The following is a 19294-nucleotide window of genomic DNA, read 5'->3' on the forward strand; positions in this document are numbered from 1 at the left end:
GAAGCACGTCCATTGATGTGCGCAGCCGGCCGGCGCGTCCAGGTCGGCCGGCTGTTGGGAATGTCGGAGCGGGTCGATAATCGCCCTCTCAAAGCGTCGCAAAACGTCGCTTTGCCGCCAACGGCCGCAAGGAGGTTTGAGCGGGCCAGGGATGTCCGCCCGATTGTCGATCTCACAGGGAAATGAGCGAGCTGCGGCCCTTGCGTCCCATGCCGCTATGACAGGCTGGGCAGGGGGCGATCTTTCGCGGACCATGCCCGCCCAAACCCATTTGCCTTGCCACTTTTTCCACGGCAATATGGTTCGCAAAACAACCATGAGAACGGGAAAAGACAATGGCGGCTCCCATCAAGTTCGGCGTTGGCCAAAGCGTGCTGCGCAAGGAGGATGACGCGCTCATCCGCGGCAAGGGCCGCTATACTGACGACTATGCGCCGCAGGCCGCGCTGCGCTGCCTGATGCTGCGCTCGCCGCATGCCCATGCCAAATACACCATCGATGTGAGCCGCGCACGCGGGCTGCCCGGGGTCGCGCTGATCCTGACTGCCGATGACGTGAAGGATCTCGGCAATCTGCCCTGCCTGTTCAATCTCGAGACCGATCCGTTCACCGGCCCGCCTTACCCGATCCTGGCTGGGGACGAGGTGCGCCATGTCGGCGATGCCGTCGCCTTCGTCGTCGCCGAGACCATCGACCAGGCCCGCGACGCGATCGAGGCGATCGAGGTCAAATGGAGCCCGCTGCCGGCGGTGACCGGCGTCGTCAACGCCGTGAAGAAGGGCGCGCCGCAGGTCTGGCCGGACAAATCAGGCAATGTGCTGTTCGACGTCTCGATCGGTGACAAGGCCGCGACCGAAGCCGCCTTTGCCAAGGCGCATGCGGTCGCCGAGATCTCCATCGTCAATCCGCGCGTGGTCGCGAGCTTCATGGAGACGCGCGCCGCCGTCTGCGAATACGACGCCAAGCGCGACCATCTGACGCTGACGGTCGGCAGCCAGGGCAGCCACCGCCTGCGCGACATCCTCTGCCAGAACGTGCTCAACATCCCCACCGACAAGATGCGGGTGATCTGCCCCGACGTCGGCGGCGGCTTTGGCACAAAACTGTTTCCCTACCGCGAATACGCCCTGATGGCGGTCGCCGCGCGCAAGCTGAAGAAGGCGGTGAAGTGGGCGGCCGATCGCTCCGAGCATTTCATGGGCGATGCGCAGGGCCGCGACAACGTCACCACCGCGAAGATGGCGCTGACTGAAGACGGCAAATTCCTCGCGATGGATTGCGACCTCATGGGCGACATGGGTGCGTATCTCTCGACCTTCGGGCCCTACATCCCGCATGGCGGCGCCGGCATGCTGCCGGGCCTCTACGACATCCAGGCCTTCCACTGCCGGGTGCGCACCATCTTCACCAACAGCGTGCCGGTGGACGCTTATCGCGGCGCGGGCCGGCCCGAGGCGGCCTATGTCATCGAGCGCCTGGTCGACGCCTGCGCGCGAAAGCTCGACATGACGCCGGACGCGATCCGCCGCAAGAATTTCATCCCGCCAAAGGCGCTGCCCTACAAGACGGCCACGGGCAAGGTCTATGATTCCGGCGACTTCGCCGCGCATCTCAAGCGCGCGATGGAGATCGCCGACTGGAAGGAATTTCCAAAGCGCGCCAAGGCGGCCAAGAAGGGTGGCCTGATCCGCGGCATCGGGCTCGCCAGCTATGTCGAGATCTGCGGTGTGATGGGTGAGGAGACGGCCAATGTGCGGCTCGATCCCAATGGCGACGTCACCGTCCTGATCGGCACGCAGTCGAGCGGGCAGGGGCACCAGACCGCCTATGCGCAAATCGTCGCAGAACAATTCGGCCTCGCGCCGGAGCGCGTGCACGTCCGTCAAGGCGATACCGACGAGATCGCGACCGGCCTCGGCACCGGTGGCTCGGCATCGATCCCGTCAGGCGGTGTCAGCGTCGAGCGTGCTACGCGCGAGCTCGGCTCGAGGCTGAAGGAGATCGCGGCGCAGGCGCTGGAAGCCAGCGCCGGCGACCTCGAGATTTCGGAAGGAATGGTGCGCATCGCCGGCACCGACCGCTCGATCTCGTTCGCCGATCTCACCAAGCGGCCCGGCGTCGATCCGTCGAAGCTGAATGGCAGCGCGACCTTTGCCAGCGCCGACGGCACCTACCCGAACGGCACGCATCTGGCGGAGATCGAGATCGATCCGGCGACCGGCATCATCAAGATCGTCAACTACGTGATCGTCGACGATTTCGGCAAGACGCTCAATCCGCTGCTGCTGGCGGGGCAGGTGCATGGCGGCGCCATGCAGGGCATCGGCCAGGCCTTGATGGAGCAGGTGGTCTATGGCGCGGGCGACGGCCAGCTCATCACCGCGACCTTCATGGACTACGCGCTGCCGCGCGCGGCGGATGGTCCGGCCTTCGTGTTCGAGACCAACAACGTCCCCTGCAAGACCAATCCGATGGGGGTGAAGGGCGCGGGCGAGGCCGGGGCGATCGGCTCCTGTCCGGCCGTGGTCAACGCCATCGTCGATGCGCTCTGGCGCGAATACAAGATCGACCACATCGACATGCCGGCGACGCCGGAGCGGGTGTGGATCGCCATCAACGAGCATCACCGCCGTCACAGCCTGTAAGTTCAAGCCGAGCCAAATCATCCCAAGTGCGACGATTAATCGCCGCGCTTGGGACGGAATGAAATCTGCCAAGCGGTGTTGGCCCCATTGTGGGGTCAGCACGATCCTGTCTCAAGGAAAGGGATTTTGCGAATGAAGCGAGTGTTGGTAGTTGCGGGCGCGCTGCTGTTCGGCATGGGCGCGGTCTGGGCGCAGCATGAGACCGTCAAGGAGGTCCAGACGCTCATGAAGGGCAATGGCAAGAACGCCGGCGCGGTGGCTGCGATGGTCAAGGGCGAGAAGCCCTACGATCAGGCCACGGTGGACGCGGCGCTGACGCAGTTCGCGGACACCGCCAAGAAGCTGCCGAGCCTGTTTCCGGCCAGCGCCAAGGGCGTGAAGCTCGACGGCGATTACTCGGCCTCGCCGAAGATCTGGGAGGACAAGGCCGGCTTCGAGGCCAAGGTCGCCAGCTTCGCCAAGGTCGTCGGCGAGGCCAAGGGCAAGATCAAGGATCTGGATTCGCTCAAGGCGAATTTCCCCGCGGTCGGCAAGGAATGCGGCGGCTGCCACGAGACGTTCCGAATCAAGAACAGCTGAGGCGCTTTTCGCCTTCGCTCTTCGCGCTTCGGCGGACAAGCCGCTCCATCCGGGCTACTAGCAACGAAGGGCGCTGCGCAAGCAGCCGCCCTTTTTCGTTGCCTCGCATGTCGCGGCTGGACGCAGGCCGACTTTCGTAGGACACTGCAAGCGAAATGCTTCTTGAGAGTCGTATCGTGCCGCGCCATGTCCTCTGCCTGTTTGCCGTTCTGATCGCTGTCCTGTTCGCGCCCGGCGCGAGAGCGGCCGATCTCAAGGTGATGATCTCGGCCGGCTTCTTCAACGTGTACAAGGAGCTCGGTCCCGCGTTCGAGGCATCGACCGGACACAAACTCGTCACCACGCGCGGACCTTCGATCGGCGATTCGCCAGAGGCGATCCCGACGCGCCTCGCGCGCGGCGAGGACGCCGATGTCGTGATCATGGATGGCGTCGGCGTCGATCTCCTCGACAAGCGCGAGCTGACGCGCCCCGGCAGCCGGATTCAGCTCGCGCAATCGTTCATCGGCATGGTGGTGCGCGCGGGTCAACCCAAGCCCGACATCAGCACGATGGACTCGCTGCGCAAGACACTGCTTGCGGCCAAATCCATCGCTTATTCGGACAGTTCGAGCGGCACCTATCTGTCGACGGTCGGCTTCAGGAAGCTCGGCGTTGCCGACGAGATCGCCGGCAAGACCCGCAAGGTGCCGGGTCCGCCCTCGGGCGAGCCGGTGGCTGCGGTCGTTGCCCGCGGCGAGGCGGAGATCGGATTCCAGCAGGTCGCCGAGCTGATGCATGTTCCGGGCGTTGATCTCGCGGGCACGGTGCCAGCCGAGATCCAACCGCCGACTTACTACGTCGGCGCGTTGCCGAAGAATTCGCAGCATCCCGAGGCCGCAATCGCCCTGCTTAATTTCCTGTCCTCCGCGGACGCAGCAGCTGCCATCATCAAAGCCGGGTTGAAGCCGTTGCCGGCGCACTGAAGGCGGGCCGGCGCGTCGTCTTTGCGTGATCTGAAGGCCGTACATTGCGTGCGATGAGTAGCGGACTCCGCTTTCTTTGATGCGAGCCGCCGGAACCGGCGCCTCCGATTCCGATTGCTTCAGCATCGCGAAAGCTCAGGTGCGGCGCGCATCTCGATCAGGACCAGCGAGGCAAGCCATGGCAAAACCGTTCCCGTCGAAGACCCACATCGCCAACCATATGCTGCATCCGGAAACGCTGATGCTGACCTATGGCTACGATCCGCAGCTCTCGGAAGGCGCCATCAAGCCGCCGGTGTTCCTGACCTCGACCTTCGTGTTCAAGACGGCCGAGGACGGGCAGGACTTCTTCGATTTCGTCTCCGGCCGGCGCGAGCCGCCGGAAGGGATGGGCGCGGGCCTCGTCTATTCGCGCTTCAATCATCCCAACAGCGAGATCGTCGAGGACAAGCTCGCGGTCTACGAGCGCACCGAAAGCTGCGCGCTGTTCTCGTCCGGCATGGCGGCGATCGCAACCACGATCCTCGCTTTCGTGCGGCCGGGCGACGTCATCCTGCACTCCCAGCCGCTCTATGGCGGGACCGAAACGCTGCTGACGAACACGCTTGCGCGCCTGTCGATCGGCGCCGTCGGCTTCGCAGACGGTGTCGACGAGACGGCGGTCAGGCAGGCTTCGGAAGAGGCGATGGGCAAGGGCCGCGTTGCGATGATCCTGATCGAGACGCCGGCCAACCCGACCAACGGCCTCGTCGACATCGCGATGATCCGGCGCGTTGCAGATGCGATCGGAAAAGCGCAGGGACTTGTTCCGGTCATCGCCTGCGACAACACGCTGCTGGGACCGGTGTTTCAGCGGCCGATCGAGCATGGCGCGGATATTTCATTGTATTCTCTCACCAAATATGTCGGCGGTCATTCCGACCTGATCGCGGGCGCCGCGCTCGGCAGCAAGGCGATCATGAAGGGCATCAAGGCGCTGCGCGGCGCCATCGGCACCCAGCTCGATCCGCATTCCTGCTGGATGATCAACCGCTCGCTGGAGACGCTCAGCCTGCGCATGGAAAAAGCCGATGCGAATGCGCGCCTCGTGGCTGATTTTCTGCGCGACCATGCCAAGGTCGCGAAGGTGCATTACCTCGGCCATCACGAAGAGGCATCGCCCGCGGGGCGCGTGTTCGCGCGGCAGTGCCTCGGCGCCGGATCGACGTTCTCGTTCGACATCGCCGGCGGCAAGGACGCGGCGGTGAAATTCCTCAACGCGCTGCAGATCTTCAAGCTCGCGGTGAGTCTCGGCGGAACGGAGTCGCTCGCCAGCCTGCCGGCGACGATGACTCACTCCGGCGTTCCCGCCGACATCCGCCAGAAGATCGGCGTGCTCGATTGCACGATCCGGCTGTCGATCGGCATCGAGAATCCGGCGGACCTGATCGCCGATCTCGGGCAGGCGCTGAACGCCGCCTGAGCGCGCTTCAAAGTGGATTGGACGCGCGGCAGGCCGACATGATCGCCGCGGCGGCCTCGTTGCTCTGCGCGCCGGAGAGCTGACGCACGAGGCAGACATAATAGCCCTTGCTGGATGCGTTCAGCAGCGAGTCGCCGTTAACGACAAGCCAGTTGCAGGCCGAACGGATATACTGGACCGCAAGGGGCGATCGCGTGTCGCGGAGCGCGGACAGCTCGCATTGCGCCTGCCTTTCCTGGTCGCTTTGCGCTGCGACCGGTCCGGAGAACGCAACAATCGCAGCGGCCGCGACAGCGCCGGCCAGGACGTATGACGGCGTGCTGTTCCGTCTGCGGATGCCTGCGACGTTGGGCCGACCGAGAACGCTGGAAACGAGGCGCACGGTGTCACTCTTCGGATTGGGTAATCGCGCCGAACTTTATGGCCGAAATCGGAGGGCTGGCAAGGCGCGAGGCCGCAAATTGGCGGACTGCGACATCTTCGCTCAAATTGAAAAGGCCGGACGCGCTTGCCGCGCACCCGGCCTTTGCCGATGAAGCAGTCTCTTACTTCGTCACCTGTCCGCGGATCTCGCCGCCCGGATTGGCTGCGGTGTGGATGTTGACGTAGAGCTTGCCGGCGAGGAGATCGGCGGCCTGGGCGTCGGTCAGCGTCGCCGAGCCCTCGACCGGGCTCGAGGCTGCATTCGGGATCGGGACCATGACGCCGGCGTTCTTGCCGGTTTCGGCCGGGCCGTGGAAATGCGCGGCGGTGGCGGGGCCGGACAGGCCGGAATAGGTGACCTTCCAGGACAGCTTCTTGCTGGCGGCGTCATAGTCCAGATCGGCCGTCCCCGTGCCGCTGCTGGTCGTTGCCGGCACCTCGGCCTTGCCGTCGAGTGTTGCTTTCAGCTTTTCGGCGCTGGCCGAGCCTGCAAAAGCCAAAGTGCCGAGTGCGAACACGGCGATCACGGTCTTGTTCATGACATTCTCCCTGGTGACCTCGTTGGACTGCCAAACTTTCAACAGCCGCCGTTTCAGTTTATTCCCGTTGCCGCCGGGGACGGACTAAATTCTTCGTGGCTGGAGCCGCGCGGAGAGAGGTCATAGGCTTGCCGCAACCGCGTGGATGGACCTGATGTTGCAACGAACAATGATCGCGGCGCTGCTCGCAGCAATCGCAGCCGGTGGCGTCTATTGGTGGCTCAGCGCACCGGTGATCGCCGCCGTGAGCACCGCGCCGGCCCATGTCCCGAACCTTGCCAATGGCGAGGTGATGTTCAACGCCGGCGGCTGCGCGTCCTGCCATGCCGTTCCCGGCCAGGACGATCGTCTCAAGCTCGGCGGCGGTGTCGCGATCAAGTCGCCGTTCGGAACGTTCTACGCGCCGAACATCTCGCCCGATCCGACCGACGGCATCGGCAAATGGCGAGAGGCCGATTTCGTCAACGCGGTGATGCACGGGGTCTCACCCAGCGGGCAGCATTACTTTCCGGCGTTTCCCTACACCTCCTATCAGCATGCCAAGCACGAGGATGTGCTCGATCTCTTCGCCTATCTGAAAACGCTGCCGCCAGTTGCAGGCAAGGTGCGCGACCATGACGTGGGCTTTCCCTTCGACATCCGCCGCAACATCGGCATCTGGAAATTCCTGTTTATGGACGGCAAGCCGTTCGTCGCCGATAGCAGCAAGTCACCGCAGTGGAATCGCGGCGCCTATCTCGTCAACAGCTTCGGCCATTGCGCCGAGTGCCACAGCCCGCGCAACGCGCTCGGCGGCATCATCTCCGGCGAGCGCTTTGCCGGCGGCCCCAATCCGGAAGGCGAGGGCTGGGTGCCCAACATCACGCAGAAGCGCCTTGGCGAATGGAGCGCCAAGGACATCGCCTATTTCCTCAAGACCGGCGAATTGCCCGACGGCGACAGCGTCGGCGGCGCGATGACACGCGTGATCAAGAACACCTCGCAATTGCCGGACGAGGATATCGCGGCGATGGCGGAGTACATCAAATCGTTGCCGCCGGTGGACCGACCGACGCCGCCCAAGCGCAAGGCGGCAAGCTAGCGAAAGCCCCTTTAGGCTCTTGTTTGAGCATGATCTCCGCGCAAGCGCGTTCCGCGTTTGTCGCGAGGGAAAACCGCTTCGCACTTTGCGCTAACGCGGCCCTGCGGGTCCGGATCAGCTCTAGCTCGTGCCGAAGGCCTTGAAGGTGATGATGGTGAGGGTGTCCTGGATGCCCGGCAGCACCTGCACCTTCTCATTGATGAAGTGGCCGATGTCGGTGTCTTTGTCGACGTAGAACTTCACCAGCAAATCGTAATGGCCTGCGGTGGAGTAGATCTCGGAGGCGATCTCGGCTTCGGCAAGCGCGTTGGCCACCGTGTAGGACTGGCCGAGCTTGCATTTGATCTGGACGAAGAAAGGAACCATTGCAGTCACTCCGAAGGCATATCTGCCGCTAATAGGCCAAAACCGGTCGGGATTGGCAAGCGAACTTGCTGGCCGCGGGGATTTGCCGCCCGCGGCCATCGTTCGTGATGCCCGCCTGCGGCGGCCCCTCAGGATGGGGTCCCGTTTCACGACGAGATATCAGACCCTCATGGTGAGGAGCCCGCGAAAGCGGGGCGTCTCGAACCATGCAGGCCCGACCAAGTTCGGTAGCCTCCGATCGAGGGGCCTACGAGATTACGGCGGCCGCGGCAAACGCTTCCCTCAGCCGCTGTGCGAGCTCGGCCTTGCGGTAGGGCTTGGTCAGCAGGATCGCCTGGGCATGCGCGCGGCCCTGCTCGACCAGGGTCTCCAGCGCGTAGCCGGAGGTGAACAGGACCGGCAGGCCCGGGCGAATCCGCCGCGCCTGCTCGGCAAGCTCCCAGCCGCTCATGCCGCCGGGCATCACGATGTCGGTGAACAGCATGTCGATACCGGGTTCGGCGCGCAGCCGCTGCAACGCCTCCTTGCCGTTGACCGCGGCAACGACGCTGTAGCCGAGTGCCTCCACCCTGCGAATGGCGGAGGAGCGGACGAACGGATCGTCCTCCGCGATCAGGATGGTTTCGTAGCCTCGCGGCGCCGCCTCCTCGCCGTCGGCAAGGTCGCCCGCAGATGGTCCCGCGTCGGCGCGCGGCAAATAGATCCGGACCGTCGTGCCCAGGCGTTGCTCGCTGTAGATCGCGACATGGCCGTCGGATTGCTTGGCGAAGCCATAGACCATGCTGAGGCCGAGGCCAGACCCCTTGCCGACCTCCTTGGTGGTGAAGAACGGCTCGAAGGCGCGTTCGATGACACCAGGCGTCATGCCTTCACCGTCGTCGGTGACCGCGATCATGGCGTAGCTGCCGGATGCGACTTCGGGGTGAAGGGCGCGATAGTCCTCGTCGATCGCAGCCAGCTCCGTGCTCAGCGTCAGGTGTCCTCCTGACGGCATGGCATCCTGCGCGTTGAGCGCAAGGTTCAGCACGGCGGATTCGAGCTGGGCGCGGTCGGCAAAAGCCAGGATCGTGCCGGGGCCGGAAGCGGTCCTGATCTCGATGTCCTCGCGCAAGGTGCGTTTGAGCAGCTTGAACATGGACTCGAGCAGGTTGCGGCAATCGATCGTCTGCGGCTGGAGCAGCTGGCGGCGGCTGAACGCGAGCAGTCGCTGCGTCAGCTCGGCGCCCCGTTCGCCCGACAGGCAGATGTCGTCGGCAAACCGTCGCAGGTCGGGCCTTGCCTTGAGCTGCTCGCTCAAATGCTCGGCGTTGCCGATCATGACGGTGAGGAGGTTGTTGAAGTCGTGCGCGATGCCGCCGGAGAGCTGGCCGACCGTCTCCATCTTCTGCGCCTGCTGGAGTTGCTGCTCGGTCAGCTTGCGCGCGGTGAGGTCGTGGACGATGCCGACGAAGATCAACTCGCCGTCCTGCCGGGCCTGGCCGACCGAGAGGTCCATCGGAAAGGTCGATCCGTTCCTGCGCAGGCCGACGGCCTCGCCGCCGGTCGCGAAATGCCTCGCGCGGCTGTCGGGCGCGGCGTCCGCGCCTGAAATCAACATGCTGACGTTCCGGTTCATCACCTCGCCGGCCTGATAGCCGAACAGGCGCTCGCAGGCCGGATTGAACAGCAGGATGCGGTCCTGCGCGTCGAACAGGATGACGCCGTCGACCGCGGTCTCGACGATCGCGGTGAGGCGCACCACGCTCTCGCGCATCGCGCGCTGGGCTTCGCCGACCTGCTTGAGCAGCAGCGTCGCGTCCCGGCGCTTGATCTCCTCCTCCTCGAGCGCGGCCTGGACCTGCCGCAGCTCGAACGGAGAGGGGATCGTCAGGATCTTCGGCAGCAGCGGCCAGAGCGCGCCGGCCGTGAAGATGGAGGCCGCGGCCGTGACCGCCTTGACGAGGCCCTCGATGCCGTAGATCGGGACCCAGAGCGTGTAGATCGCCAGCACATGGGTCAGGCCGCAGGCCATGATGAAGATCGCGAACGCCCAATAGACCCAACCGAATTTGAGGTCGCGCCGTTTGGTGACGAAAATGGCGAGGGCGAACGGAATCGAGAAATAGGCGGCGGCGATGATCGCGTCGGAGACGACATGGAGCCAGATCAGTTCGGGTTCCCACAGCAGGCAGATGCCGTGCGGCGAGAACATCGAGGGGTCGAGGATACGTTCGAGAAAGGCCCACATGGTTCCACCCCAAGCTGGCATTCGAGGCTTCGCGGGCCGGGGCGGCCCGCATCGCTGCTGCCGTTGGACGGGTCCCGCCGCCCAACGTCTCACGCATGGACACACACGCCGAACGCGAGACCGTACCAAGGGGACGGCGCGGTTGCATTTTGCAAGCCCGCACGATTGCGGGCCGCCGGTGCCGCGCCGGATCGGCTCCACCTGATTCGCGGGGCCGTCAGCACAGCGAATCACGGCTGGCCGCGGCCCGCAACGCTTGCTGGCGTTCCACGGCCGCGCTAGGACAGGCCATGGCGCAGTTCCTATCAAGCAGATGTGTCCCGCGATGACGACGCCGGTCGCACTCACCATCGCCGGCTCGGATTCGAGCGGTGGCGCCGGCATCCAGGCGGACCTGAAGACCTTTGCCGCGTTCGGCGTCTACGGCGCCTCCGCGATCACGGCGCTGACGGCGCAGAACACGCGCGGCGTCACCCGCATCCACGCGGTGCCGGCCGATTTCGTCACCGCGCAGATCGACGCGGTGTTCTCCGATCTCGAGGTCGGCGCGGTGAAGATCGGCATGGTGGCCCAGGCCGCCAGCATCGATGCGATCGCGGCCGCGCTGACGCGCTGGAAGCCCCGCCATATCGTGCTCGATCCCGTGATGGTCGCGACCTCCGGCGATCGCCTGCTGGCGTCCGAAGCCGTGGACGCGCTGCGCACAAGACTGATGCCGCTCGCCTCCGTGATCACGCCCAATCTGCCGGAGGCCGCCGCGCTTCTCGACGAGCCCGTTGCGGCCAGCGAGGCGGAGATCGAGCGTCAGGGCCGCCGCCTGCTGGCGCTCGGCTGCGGCGCGGTGCTGATCAAGGGCGGCCACGGCGAGGGGGCCGAGAGCATCGACTATCTCGTAAATTCGGAAAAAACGATATCACTTGCCGCCCCGCGCGTCGCCACACGCAACACCCATGGCACCGGCTGCTCGCTGTCGTCGGCGGTCGCGGCCGGGCTCGCCAGGGGCGAGGATCTCGAGCGCGCCGTGCAGAGCGCCAAGGCCTGGATCAGCGCGGCGATCGCCGCCGCCGACCGCTTCAGCGTCGGCCACGGCCACGGCCCGATCCATCATTTCCACAAGTTCTATTGACGCCGGCCTCGCGCGGCACGGCGGCTCCCGGCGTTAACCAATAACGCCTTGGGGTTCCGTAGCTTTGCGGGCGGTCATCGCCGCTTCATGTCGCCTGATTGTCGCATGCGACTGATATTCGCGGGGAGGGCGAGGCAAGGTTTGATTCGTAAGTGAGGGTGCCTCAAAGGTTCAATCGTCATCCCCCTGTCACGGGAAATTGTTACGGGCGGTCGCATGGGAAGTTACGATGTGAGTGACGAGAGCCCGGAGCGGCGCTTTCGCACGTTGTTCATCTCCGACGTTCATCTCGGAGCCCGCGGTTCTCAAGCCGACCTTCTGCTCGACTTCCTGCGCTACCACGATGCCGATACGATCTATCTCGTGGGCGACATCGTCGACGGCTGGGCGCTGAAATCGAGCTGGCACTGGCCGCAATCGCATAACGACCTCGTCCAGAAGCTGCTGCGCAAGGCGCGCAAGGGCGCCAAGATCATCTACGTGCCCGGCAATCACGACGAGTTCCTGCGCAACTATTACGGCACGCATTTCGGCGGCATCGACGTCGTCGAGAACACCGTCCACACCGGCGTGGATGGCAAGCGTTACCTCGTCATCCACGGCGACATCTTCGACCTCGTGGTGCAGAACGCGCGCTGGCTCGCGCATCTCGGCGACAAGGCCTACGACTTCGCGATCCAGATGAATCGCTTCGTCAACTTCTTCCGCCGCATGTTCGGCGTGCCCTATTGGTCGCTATCGCAATGGGCCAAGCAGAAGGTCAAGAACGCGGTCAACTATATCGGCGCGTTCGAGCAGGCGCTCTCCGCCGAGGCACGGCGCCATGACGCCGACGGCGTGATCTGCGGCCACATCCATTACGCCGTGATCCGCGACGAGAACGGCATCCGCTACATGAACTGCGGTGACTGGGTCGAGAGCTGCACCGCGCTGGTCGAGCACGACGACGGCAATTTCGAGATCATCACCTGGGCCGACCAGCTGCGGAAGCCGGCACAAGTTCCGCAGGTGGCAGCCAGAGCTGCGTAACAGAGGCGGCTTGATGCGCATCCTGGTCGCGACCGACGCCTGGCACCCGCAAGTCAACGGTGTGGTTCGGACGCTGACCAAGCTCGCTGAGGCCGCCAAGGGGCTCGGTGTCGAGTTCACGTTCCTGACGCCGCAATCGTTCCGCACCTTCGCGATGCCGAGCTATCGCGACGTGCGGCTGGCGATGCCGCGTCCGGCGCGGATCGCGAAGCTGATCGAGGAAGCGCGCCCCGACAGCATCCATATCGCGACCGAAGGGCCGATCGGCCTGATGGTCCGCCGCTATTGCCGCCAGCGCAAGCTGCCGTTCACGACCAGCTTCCACACCCGTTTCCCCGAATATGTCCGCGCCCGCGTGCCGGTGCCGGGCTCACTGATCTGGCGGGCGCTGCGCCGCTTTCACGCGCCGAGCCGCGCCGTGATGGCGGCGACGCCGGCACTCGCCTGCGAATTGACCGAGCGCGGTTTCGACAATGTCGTGTTGTGGCCGCGCGGCGTCGACACTCACTTGTTCCATCCCCGCGCCATCGACCTGTGCCTGCCGGCGCCGGTGTTCCTCTCGGTCGGCCGCGTCGCGGTGGAGAAGAACCTCGAAGCCTTCCTTGAGCTCGACCTGCCTGGCGCCAAGGTGGTCGTCGGCGACGGCCCGGCGCGCGCCTCGCTGGAAGACGCCTATCCCGATGCGATCTTCCTAGGAGAGAAGCACGGCGAGGCACTGGCGGAGATCTATGCCGCCGCCGATGTTTTCGTCTTTCCCAGCAAGACCGACACGTTCGGCCTGGTGCTGCTGGAGGCGCTCGCAAGCGGCCTGCCGGTTGCGGCCTTTCCGGTGAAGGGCCCGCGCGACGTGATCGGTGATGCGCCGGTCGGCGCGCTCGATCACGACCTACGCAGCGCGTGTTTCGCGGCGCTCGGGATCTCCCGGCAGGACTGCGTCGAGTTCGCCGCCAACTACACCTGGGAGGCCTCGGCCCGGGTCTTCATCGACAGCATCCAGGCGGTCGGCGCTGTGCTATCAGGCAGGAATGGGGCAGATCCGGTTAGTTTCGTAGCCTGAAAACCGGGATTCATCGCGCGGAGGTGTCTTGCCCGCGCTCAGGCTGCCGCGATAAGTTCGGGCCATGACCGAACAGCTCCTTCCGATCGGCCCTGCCGATATCGATGCCGCAGCGCGCGTGATCGCGCCCTACGCCATCCGCACCCCGCTGTTGTCCTTTCCCGTGCTCAACGAGCGTGTCGGTGCCAAAGTGTTCCTGAAGCCGGAGATGCTCCAGCGCACCGGCTCCTTCAAGTTCCGCGGCGCCTTCAACAAGGTGTTCTCGATCCCGCAGGACAAGCGCGCCGGCGGCGTCGTCGCGTTCTCCTCCGGCAACCACGCCCAGGGCGTGGCGGCGGCAGCCAAAATCCTCGACATGCAGGCAACCATCGTGATGCCGGCGGACGCGCCGCTGTCGAAGCGCGAGCGCACCAAGTCCTACGGCGCCGAGGTCGTGCTGTATGATCGCGACAAGGACGACCGCGAGGCGATCTCGCGCGGCATCGCCGAGAAGCGCGGCGCGACGCTGGTCAAACCCTATGACGATCCGTTCGTGATCGCAGGGCAGGGCACCGCCGGCCGCGAGATCGCAGAGGACATGGCGGCACTCGGCCTTGCTCCCGATATCGTGGTCGCGCCGGCCTCTGGCGGCGGTCTGATCGCGGGCGTTGCGACCGCCGTGAAGGCGCGTTATCCGCAGGCCGAGATCGTCGTGGCCGAGCCCGAGTCGTTCGACGATCACGGCATTTCGCTCACCGCCGGCCATCGCGAGCCGCATCCGCCTGCGGGCCGCACCATTTGCGATGCGCTGATGGCGCTGATGCCTGGCGAGATGACGTTCGCCATCAACAGCAAGCTGCTGGCGCGTGGCGTCACCGCATCGGACAAGGAAGTCGGCGCGGCCGTCGGCTTTGCCTATCGTGAGCTGAAGCTCGTGGTCGAGCCGGGCGGCGCGGTGGGTCTTGCCGCGCTGCTGGCGGGACGCCTTGATGTTGCCGGGAAGAACGTCGTGATCGTGCTCTCCGGCGGCAATGTCGATGCGGATCTGTTTGCCGAGCTGGTGGCTTGATCCTCTAATCGACATGATCCGCCTCTTCCCGTCGGGAAGCAATCGCATGTGAGATGAGTGTTGGGCGCGCTGATGCGTCCACGGCGTCATGGCCGGGCTTGACCCGCCCATCCACGCCTTTTCTGACGGCACGAAGAACGTGGATGCCCGGGACAAGCCCGGGCATGACGACCTCTTCCAAGCCTGCAAGGGCTGCGAGAACCCGTGTTCCCCGACACGACAAAGGGGCAGAGCGTCGCCGCTCTGCCCCTTCTGCTGTTGCGCTGATCGCGATCAGTGCATGAAGCCGCCGCGGCGATTGTTGCCGCCATTGTTCATGCTCGGCGCCTGGTTCATCGACTGGCGGAAGTTGTTGCCGCCGTTGTTGACCATGCGGTTGGTCGTATTGAGCTGCGGGCGATTGTTGTTGTTCTGCTGGTTGTTCTGCACCTGCACCTTGTTCACCGGATTGTTGTTGAGCTTGACGATGCCGGTGTTGCCGTTGTTGACGCGGATCGGATTGGTCTGCGTCTGAACGACCGGCTTGGTGTCGACAGTCGTGCCGCCCTTGCCGACGTTCACCGGCATGCTGACGATCTTGCCCGGGTTGCCGTTGCCAGTGCCTTTACCAGTACCGGTGCCATTGCCGGCGTTCGGCGCGTTGTTGGTCGCGGGCAGGGTGATAATCTTGCCGGTGCCGCCACTATTGTTGGTCGTGTTGGTCGGCGCAGGCAGGGTGACGATCTTGCCCGGGTTCTGCGAGGGCGTGCCGTTCGGCTGGTTGTTACCCGCCGGCAGGTTGACGACCTGGCCGCCATTGCCGAGCTTGCCGATCACGTTGCCGTCGATCGGCTTCTGCACGACCGGCAGGTTGGCGTTCATCTGGCCACCACCATTACCCTGCTGCATCAGCGGCATGTATTTGGGCTGGCCGAGATTGCCGGCCTTGAACGTCGGGGCAATGTTCTGCGGCGCCAGGAACTTGGTCGCTTGCATCAGGGGGATCAGCTTCGGCTGCGCTGCAAGCTTCAGTGCTGACGAGCCATAGGGGCTGTTGCCGTAGCTGTCGTAGAAGCTCTGGTAGCCGATCGGCGAGTTCGCGAGCACCGCCTTGTGCCAGGCCTGCGTGAGCAGCAGGTTGTTGAGCAGCCAGCGGATATGGTCGCACAGCGGGTCGTGCGGGTACATCTGGATGAACTCCTGATAGTACTCCGGCCGGCCCTCGGACAGGACGTAGTCATAGGCCTGGCGCGTCGAGCGGCTGGGCAGGTTGGAGGCCATCTGCACCACAGGCGCATTCAGCGGCGCGCGGTTGGCGGCAATGGCGGTGTCGCCGAAGAAGGTGAAGTCGCTCGTCAGCGACGAGCTCTCCCAGGGGATCTGCGCGCCGCTGGTGGTCTGGTTCACCTGAAGACGCACGCGCTTGAACAACTGCTCGATCGGCACGTTGGGCTCGTGCGCGACATTCAGGAAAGCCTGTGTATAGGGGCTGTGGCCATTGGTGCCGTCGAGCGCTTCAGCGCCGGGCGCGGTGGAATAGCCGACGATCGAGCCGTTCGGCGCGTCGACGATGGCAAGGCCGCGGCCGGCGTCGTTGACGCTCGGGAACGGATTGTTGCGGCAGGCATCGAGGATGACGATGCGCATGCGGCTCGGGATCGACTCCAGCGTCGACATCACGTCGACCAGGCGCACCGAATTGTTGACGAGCTCGTTGGGGCTGGAGACCTTGGCATCGACCGGCACGAGGTAGTTCTCGCCGGCGAGCTGCACGCCGTGGCCAGCGTAATAGACCATCGCCACGGTGTTCGGACCACGCGCGGACACTTTGGCGGAAAAGTCCTGGACCACGCGAAGCATGTCGTTCTGGGTCAGGTCGGTCGCGGCAACCACCTCGAAACCGGCCGAGTTCAGGAACTGCGCCATCGACTGCGCGTCATTGTCGGGATTTTGCAGCTGCGGCGCGTTCTGGTAGTTCGAATTGCCGATCACCAGCGCGACCCGCTGCTCCGGGCCTTGCAGCGCGGTGGGGGCGGGCTCCACGGGAGCGACTTGCGCGGAAACAGGGCCGCCGAGAAAGCCGAACAGGCTTCCCACGAGGCTAGCCGTCATCAGGAAAGGCTTTAGGCGGAACATGGCGTGCTCCTCTGGCACTGATCTCGATGCGAGATTGGTTGCGGGGCAGACTGGCCGCGTTCGAGTTCGGGGTCCGTGACCGCGGTCACCATGATAGGCTGCGTGATCTGAATCACGCTGGAATCTGCTATGGTGAAAAATCGCTTGAGAGGACAGTCCGCCCCATGCTGAAATCGATCGATCCAATCCTGACGCCTGACCTGCTCTGGCTGCTGGCTTCGATGGGCCATGGCGACGACCTCGTCTTCGTCGATGCCAACCATCCGGCCACCCGCATCGCGCAGAGCACCACGTCGCAGCGCCTGATCCAGCTGCCGGGCATGAGCATGGAGACCGCCATCCGCGCGATCATGTCGGTCTATCCGCTCGACGATTTCGATCCAGACCCGGTGCGCGTGATGGCGCCCGTCGACGATCCCGATCGCGTCCCCGATGTGCAGCGCGCGGTGCTGGCCGAGATCGAGCGCGCTGCCGGCCGCGCTGTTGCGCCAGGCAAGCTCTCGCGTCCGGATTTCTATCGCGCGGCGGCTGCCGGCTTCGGCGTGGTGCAGGTCGGCGACAGCAGGGGCTATGGCTGCTTTCTGATCCGCAAGGGCGTGATCTAAAGCATGATCCGGACCCGCAGGGCCGCGTTAGCGCAAAGTGCGAAGCGGTTTTCCCTCGCGACAAACGCGGAACGCGTTTGCGCGGAGATCATGCTCAAACAACAACCTAAAGCGCGATGGCGATTCACCCCAATCTCATCGCGCTTTAGCCGCGACCGACCAGATGAGCCGCCGAGCGCCAGGCGTGCTGCGACAGTGCCTGGAGGTTGCGAACCGCCTCGACACGCAGCAGGGCAGCGTCGGCGGTCAGGCTTCCATTGGCGACAGCGCCGAGCGTCCCACTTCGGTGGACCCGCAGCATTTCACCGAGCTGTGCCATGCAGCGCTCGAGCTCGGCGATCGCCTCGTCGGGCGGATTCGCGCGCGGACCGGCCATCGCATCGCCGGCATGCGCGGCGGCCACGGGGTGCGGCGCTCCATCGATGCCGGTCGACACCGCCACACCGCGCGCAATCGCGGCTGCGCTTCGCATGACTTCTGCACATAGCTCTCGGGCGCGGATGTCCTCAGGTCCGCCGGCCGCCGCGCCAGGATTGTCTCGTCCGTTGGCGAGCTCGGTCAGTCGAGATGCGTGGTCGAGTGCGTGCAGCGTGCTCGTGAGACGACGTTGCTCATCGTCGGTATCAGGAGGTCCGGCGACATCCGACAGGAATATTTGCGCCCGGCTCACGGCATCGGCCGCTTCCTGCGTGGAGACGACGTCCTTGCCCATTCGTATCGGTCCAGCGCGGCCAACCAGTTGCGCCTCGACCGAACCGCATACCGTCAGAAGCACACGCGCGATCGTGCGCCTTACCGCCTCCACCGCCACGATCGGGGTCGCAAGCGCCGAGGGATCGAGGCAGCGCGTCAGCGGCGAGCCACGGTCGGGCAGAATCCGTTCGACCAAACGTGTGAACGGGGTGATCAACGGCAGCAGGACCGCGACGCCGACGACGTTGAACGCCGTGTGATATCCGGCCAGCAGCGTGACGCCGTCGATCGTGTCCACGGCGCGCAGCAGCAAGGGCGTCACGACGGGGAACACCACGATCGCGATGAGCGCAGCGATCAGCTTGAACAGGACGTAGGCGATGGCCAGGCGTTTTGCGGTGGCGCTGGCGCCGATCGCGGCGAGCGCGGAGCTCGTCGCCGTTCCGATGTTCTGGCCGATGATCAGCGCGCAGGCCTGGTCCAACCCGATCGCGCCCGCGAAATAGCCGGACAAGGTCACCGCGATGGCGGCCGTCGACGATTGCATCAGCGCGGTCATGACCAATCCGATCACCACCAGCGCCAGTACGCCGAACAGCCCCGACCACCATGGCACCCCTGGACTGCCGAGGACCGCGGGCAGGTCTGCCGGGTGCAATCGTTCCGCTAGCCCGCCCATGCCCTGTTGCAGGGTCGTCAAACCGAACAGCACGAGTCCAAAGCCTGCGAGCGCGGCGCCGACGCCGGAGATCCGCCCCTTGGCGAGAAGCTTGGTCAGAGCGCCGACGAAGATCATTGGCAGCGCGGCGGCCGTGAGCGAGACGCGGACGCCGATCAGTGCGACCAGCCAGCCGGTTCCCGTGGTGCCGATATTGGCGCCGAAGACGAGGCTCAAGCCTTGCTGGAACGTCAGCAGGCCCGCGCTGACGAGGCCGATCGTCGTCATGGTCGTTGCGCTGGAGGACTGCACCAGCAGCGTGACAATCGCCCCCCAGAACGAGCCGAGCAGGGGCGTCGAAGCCGCCTTGCCGAGCACCACGCGCAACGCAGTACCGGCCAGCGTCTTCAGGCCCTCCGTCATCACGGTCATGCCGAGCAGGAAGAGACCTATCCCGCCGAGCGTCGAGATCGCCGTGGACATGCGCGCGCCTTCTGTCAGGGCACCATGACTAGCGAGGTCGACAGTACAGCAACAAAGCCCCGATGAGTGGGATCAATTATGGCACGATAGCCGCCCTCGGCCCGTTTCGCCGGATCGGCGCTCTTGTCGTAAACGGTGTAGCTTGGAGATCGACATGCGATGCGTGAGGCTTGATCGGCTTTGCATTCGGCAC

General features: G+C 65.0%; 16 protein-coding genes. 10 read left to right on the plus strand and 6 right to left on the minus strand.

The window, feature by feature from the left end; all coding sequences use genetic code 11:
• Nucleotides 1–335 precede the first annotated feature (335 nt).
• The 4 genes from BRAGE_RS0106430 to BRAGE_RS0106445 all read left to right on the plus strand — a co-directional run bounded on the left by BRAGE_RS0106430 (nucleotide 336) and on the right by BRAGE_RS0106445 (nucleotide 5651).
• Nucleotides 336–2645, plus strand: coding sequence for a xanthine dehydrogenase family protein molybdopterin-binding subunit (locus BRAGE_RS0106430; RefSeq protein ID WP_027560408.1), 2310 nt, complete (start codon nucleotides 336–338; stop codon nucleotides 2643–2645).
• A 132-nt stretch (nucleotides 2646–2777) separates the two neighbouring features.
• Nucleotides 2778–3224, plus strand: a complete 447-nt coding sequence (locus BRAGE_RS0106435) for a c-type cytochrome (RefSeq protein ID WP_027560407.1) — start codon at nucleotides 2778–2780, stop codon at nucleotides 3222–3224.
• 176 nt (nucleotides 3225–3400) lie between these two features.
• A complete protein-coding gene (locus tag BRAGE_RS0106440; protein ID WP_231164081.1) occupies nucleotides 3401–4189 on the plus strand; it encodes a substrate-binding domain-containing protein in 789 nt (262 codons plus the stop codon).
• Nucleotides 4190–4367: 178 nt separating this feature from the next.
• On the plus strand, nucleotides 4368–5651 hold the full coding sequence (locus BRAGE_RS0106445; RefSeq protein WP_027560406.1) for a cystathionine gamma-synthase family protein: 1284 nt from the start codon (nucleotides 4368–4370) through the stop codon (nucleotides 5649–5651).
• Nucleotides 5652–5658: 7 nt separating this feature from the next.
• On the opposite strand, the gene BRAGE_RS0106450 is transcribed toward BRAGE_RS0106445, so the two are convergent.
• Both BRAGE_RS0106450 and BRAGE_RS0106455 read right to left on the minus strand, forming a co-directional pair.
• Nucleotides 5659–6033 carry a VF_A0006 family four-cysteine protein gene (locus tag BRAGE_RS0106450; RefSeq protein WP_027560405.1) on the minus strand — a complete coding sequence of 125 codons (375 nt, stop codon included), beginning with the start codon at nucleotides 6031–6033 and terminating at the stop codon, nucleotides 5659–5661.
• Between the two features lie 163 nt (nucleotides 6034–6196).
• Nucleotides 6197–6613 (minus strand): CHRD domain-containing protein, encoded by a 417-nt coding sequence (locus BRAGE_RS0106455; protein WP_027560404.1) that lies wholly within the window; start codon nucleotides 6611–6613, stop codon nucleotides 6197–6199.
• A gap of 154 nt (nucleotides 6614–6767) precedes the next feature.
• Here BRAGE_RS0106455 and BRAGE_RS0106460 point away from each other — a divergent pair, with 154 nt between their 5' ends.
• Entirely contained in the window at nucleotides 6768–7694 is a 927-nt protein-coding gene (locus BRAGE_RS0106460; protein ID WP_027560403.1) for a c-type cytochrome, read from the plus strand.
• Nucleotides 7695–7814: 120 nt separating this feature from the next.
• Here the strand turns inward: BRAGE_RS0106460 and BRAGE_RS0106465 are convergent, their stop codons facing one another.
• A complete protein-coding gene (locus BRAGE_RS0106465) occupies nucleotides 7815–8060 on the minus strand; it encodes an Lrp/AsnC ligand binding domain-containing protein (protein ID WP_027560402.1) in 246 nt (81 codons plus the stop codon).
• 247 nt (nucleotides 8061–8307) lie between these two features.
• Nucleotides 8308–10287 (minus strand): hybrid sensor histidine kinase/response regulator, encoded by a 1980-nt coding sequence (locus BRAGE_RS47930; RefSeq protein WP_231164080.1) that lies wholly within the window; start codon nucleotides 10285–10287, stop codon nucleotides 8308–8310.
• Between the two features lie 325 nt (nucleotides 10288–10612).
• On the opposite strand from BRAGE_RS47930, the gene thiD reads away from it, so the two are divergent.
• The 4 genes from thiD (at nucleotide 10613) to BRAGE_RS0106490 (ending at nucleotide 14547) form a co-directional block, all read left to right on the plus strand.
• Nucleotides 10613–11413 (plus strand): bifunctional hydroxymethylpyrimidine kinase/phosphomethylpyrimidine kinase, encoded by an 801-nt coding sequence (thiD, locus tag BRAGE_RS0106475; RefSeq protein ID WP_027560400.1) that lies wholly within the window; start codon nucleotides 10613–10615, stop codon nucleotides 11411–11413.
• Between the two features lie 216 nt (nucleotides 11414–11629).
• Entirely contained in the window at nucleotides 11630–12442 is an 813-nt protein-coding gene (locus BRAGE_RS0106480; protein WP_027560399.1) for a UDP-2,3-diacylglucosamine diphosphatase, read from the plus strand.
• Between the two features lie 13 nt (nucleotides 12443–12455).
• On the plus strand, nucleotides 12456–13499 hold the full coding sequence (locus BRAGE_RS0106485; protein WP_027560398.1) for a glycosyltransferase family 4 protein: 1044 nt from the start codon (nucleotides 12456–12458) through the stop codon (nucleotides 13497–13499).
• Between the two features lie 64 nt (nucleotides 13500–13563).
• On the plus strand, nucleotides 13564–14547 hold the full coding sequence (locus BRAGE_RS0106490) for a threonine/serine dehydratase (RefSeq protein WP_027560397.1): 984 nt from the start codon (nucleotides 13564–13566) through the stop codon (nucleotides 14545–14547).
• A 273-nt stretch (nucleotides 14548–14820) separates the two neighbouring features.
• Here the strand turns inward: BRAGE_RS0106490 and BRAGE_RS0106495 are convergent, their stop codons facing one another.
• A complete protein-coding gene (locus BRAGE_RS0106495) occupies nucleotides 14821–16662 on the minus strand; it encodes a caspase family protein (RefSeq protein WP_027560396.1) in 1842 nt (613 codons plus the stop codon).
• Nucleotides 16663–16826: 164 nt separating this feature from the next.
• Between BRAGE_RS0106495 and BRAGE_RS0106500 the strand changes: the two genes are divergently transcribed.
• A complete protein-coding gene (locus BRAGE_RS0106500; RefSeq protein WP_027560395.1) occupies nucleotides 16827–17267 on the plus strand; it encodes an RbsD/FucU family protein in 441 nt (146 codons plus the stop codon).
• 145 nt (nucleotides 17268–17412) lie between these two features.
• On the opposite strand, the gene BRAGE_RS0106505 is transcribed toward BRAGE_RS0106500, so the two are convergent.
• The gene (locus tag BRAGE_RS0106505; RefSeq protein ID WP_027560394.1) at nucleotides 17413–19101 is read right to left on the minus strand and encodes a Na/Pi cotransporter family protein; all 1689 of its coding nucleotides are present in this window, start codon (nucleotides 19099–19101) and stop codon (nucleotides 17413–17415) included.
• Nucleotides 19102–19294: the final 193 nt, after the last annotated feature.

Source organism: Bradyrhizobium genosp. SA-4 str. CB756 (assembly GCF_000473125.1).
In the GTDB taxonomy this organism is placed as follows: Bacteria; Pseudomonadota; Alphaproteobacteria; order Rhizobiales; family Xanthobacteraceae; genus Bradyrhizobium; species Bradyrhizobium arachidis.